This window comes from Roseivirga thermotolerans (assembly GCF_014653175.1).
GTDB lineage: Bacteria > Bacteroidota > Bacteroidia > Cytophagales > Cyclobacteriaceae > Roseivirga > Roseivirga thermotolerans.
In genome coordinates this window covers 1-3494 of sequence record NZ_BNAG01000009.1, presented here as the reverse complement: position 1 = coordinate 3494, position 3494 = coordinate 1, and the positions used below count along the sequence as shown (strand labels likewise).

Sequence of the window (3494 nt, the reverse complement as noted above, 5' to 3'; positions counted from 1 at the left end):
GTCATCGAAGTACACATTGTGATTGGTGTTGCTCTCATTGGAGAGGTAGATGTAGATATACCCTCCCTGGGCAATAGACTTATTAAGGGTGAGTTGATGGTGAACATTAGCCGTACTGCCGACTTGAACAAAACCTGCGTCTATATATCCGAAGTCCTGATCGAATAGAATATAGTTGAGGTAGGCTCTCGGACTTGCTGAACTTCCATTGCTGCCCACCAGCAATGTTGACCCCTGACCATTGAACAGGTTATAGATGCTCTGCTGTTCGGTGGTTCCGTTGTTTACTCCACCAAATGCGGAGGCCACGGCCGTAACGAGCTCGGCCTGAGTAATGCTTTGGTTATCGCTATAACCACCCTGATGATAGGCATATGCTTCTATGGACAACTGGTCGCCCGGAGAAACGGCCAACAACTTGGCAGGACCTACTCTTCGGCTACTTTCGGCTCCGTTCAGTCTGGCGGTTTCATCGTTATTTATGCCTGGCTCTACGGTATGGTTGGCTGATGGCAGTAGGTTATCTCTTGTAGCGGCTATGTTCAGGAAAAGGCTTTCTTCATACTGCCCCAGATTGGTGCCCGAGGGGGTAACATCGCTTTCCATAGTGGCCAGGTATATGGTCTGCTCTTCTTCTTCGGTCAGGGTCATTCGGGTATTCCCCAGGTGGTCTTTCACATAGTAGTCGTATACCAGGTTGCCCTGATTGCTTTTCCTTACTCGCCCTTCTTCATGGGCGAAGTGTTGCAGTTGGTTGTTTTCATAGATGTATGACCCTAAATAATCGGTAGTGGTAATGTCTCCTCCATTGTTCACCTTTTTTGAAAGCTTGATGCCGGAGGCATCGTAGGTGTAGGTAATGGTTTTAGTGCTGCTGTTACCAAAGGTGATGGTCTGGGGAAGGTTAAGGTGGTTGTAGGTTATGTCTCCACTCTGAATGTCTTTGTTCAGATCGGTGATCATATTGCCGTTCCCATCGTAGGCGTAGTCGTTACCACTGGTATTGCCGTCTACAAAGTCGCCTTGCCCCAGGTCGCCCACTGCATCTGTCACTGAGGCGAGTTGATTGCTCTTGCCTGAGTTGAGGTAGGTGTAAGTAAGGTTGTCTATGGTCTGAATACTTCCGGCCACAACGCCTTTTCTGGTCAGGGTCTGTATGTTTCCGTTTACGTCATAGGAGTAGGTGGTACTAAAGTCACTGGTGGTTTGTAACCAGGTACTGCCTTGGGTATAATCGGCTTTTAACAGTCGGTTGCTTTGGTCGTAATCAAATCCGTAGGCTCTAACCTGGCCGGAGCTTTTGCTTCTCCACTTTACTCCTGCTATGTTTCCGTTGAGCTGGCTTTGGGTAAATCCGTGGTCGTAACTCAGGTCCATTCCAAAGAAATGATTTCCGGTACCTGTGTTTACATAGTCTTGGTTAATGCCCTTGAGCCAACCTCTCACGTTATAGGTGTAGTGTAATGTTTCCAATGGGCTGGCTGCACTGCCTAGCTTCTTTTCTTTGAGTTGCCCCATATGGTCATAGGTATGGGTCACCAGGGTCTTTTCGCTCCCTCCGTTTATTTTTTGCTTTATGCTTACAAGCCTTCCGGTTCCTGAACTTTCGTACTCAAAACGCTTGGACAGCGTGGTTTGACTATCATTGCCGGAGGCTTGGGGATTGGTATGTACACTGTAGGTGTTGAGGACTTTACCACTAAAGTCGTACTGGGTGGTTTGTATGTCGGTGCCTCCTAAGTGGTTGTCTGCCTTGGTTTGGATGACGCGCCCCCGGTTGTCGTAGAACATAACGGTGGTGAGCCAGTGGTTCTCACTGTTGAGTACTTTTACTCTACTGCCTGTTGCCAGGCCTTTTGCATTGGTGTATGCTTCCGGGTTCAGGCTGTTTTTATCCCCGGCTGTATAGAAGTCTACCTCTTGGCTATTATCGTAGTTTTGGGTGGTAAATGCATAGTTGTCGTAATAGCTTACTGTGAGTATCTCTTCGGTATAGGTTTTAAGGCTGGGAAAGGTGGCGTCATGATAGCCTTGAACGAAGGTATAATCGGTACTGAGGGCGGGCACTATCTCTGTATCGAAGTATTGTCCGTTGGAATCGAACCCGGGCAAAAACTCTATGGAGGTGGTTGCCCGGTAGGTCACTGTTCCGCTCACATGGTGGCTTAGGCTTATACTATGGGCCTCCAGTACGTTGGCAGTGGTTAGGGGATCGGTACTTACATTGAGCACTGCTGATGCATCGGCCTGGCTTTGCATAGTGGCCCTGGTATTGCTACTGTTTATAAAGCCGGTCATTACTGGACGGCTATAGGCATCGTACTTGGTAAATTGCCACTTGCCTTGTGAGCTTTGGTTGGCATCTCTTGTCAACACGAGCCTGTCTAGTTGGTCATAGACCATTTCCACTAGCCCTCCCCCGGGCACTCGCTTGGTGATCATTCGGTTACGTCCATCATAGGTATAATGGAAGGCTAGGGCATCCATATCGGTCGTATTCCACACCCAATTGGCCGCACTGAGTACTTCTTCGGCTCTGGGGGGCAGGACGAACCGGAGGTTACCAAAGTCATCATAAACATAGTAGGTGCTGTGCCAGTTGGTCCTTGCATCGGCCGTACTTCCTGCCTTTTGTACTCGCTTGAGCACTACCCTACCCAACTTGTCGGTGAACTCCCGAACCTGATGTTGTTCTTCGTCTGTAGTGATGGTGACCATCAACTCGTTATTGGCATAAACTCCCGGACTTGAAGCACTGCTCCCGCTTATCGTCCAGCGCCTTACTCCATCTCCGGAGTGGTTGCTCCGCCAGTCGTTGCTCACCCCTACACCACTTCCTGCCCAGCTATTGCCGGGGGCCATCTGCTTCTTTACGCGGTTTAGCGGGGAGGCCTCAAATTCTGTTTTTCCGTAGAAGATGTCTTCGTAGGGATAAAAACCTGAGGTTAATTGACCGTCACCGTTCATGAATGCATCTAGCCTGGCACTGGGAGACAAGTGCATTCGCCCATCGGTGTACTCACTCTGAAAGGCCATTGGCTGATACTCTCTCCTGCCATATTCATCGTAAACCACATACTGTACCATGTCATTACCCCCGGGAAGGGCCTTCCTGGCTACTGTCTGAATAGGCCTGCCCAGACCATCAACATACTGGGTGGTTTGCATCACGTTGCTATTGTCTATCTCTGTTGAGAGGTTGGTCTCTGCCATCATGGCCTTGTAAAAATCAAACGTTCGCACATAATTCACCTTTTCCGTTCCCGTGTAACTGGTGCTTGGCAGGGTGGAAGTCTTGATTCCCTGGGTACTACCGTTTGGCTTTACTTGACCAAAAACACCTGGGATCACAAAAATTAACGCCAATACCCCTGTTGCATATCTTATCTTCGTGTGTGTCATTCTCTAATTGTTTGTGGTGTTGGCATTTTGCTGATATACGTACTCGTTCTTCTTTAAAATATTCCCGCTATCATCCCTTATGTACTTTAACC

At 48.7% G+C, this 3494-nt stretch carries 1 protein-coding gene; it reads right to left on the bottom strand.

Annotated features, from left to right (window positions below; genetic code table 11):
- A partial coding sequence (locus IE164_RS18465; RefSeq protein WP_189631757.1) for a DUF6443 domain-containing protein occupies positions 1–3402 on the bottom strand: 3402 nt, incomplete at its 3' end.
- Positions 3403–3494 lie beyond the last annotated feature (92 nt).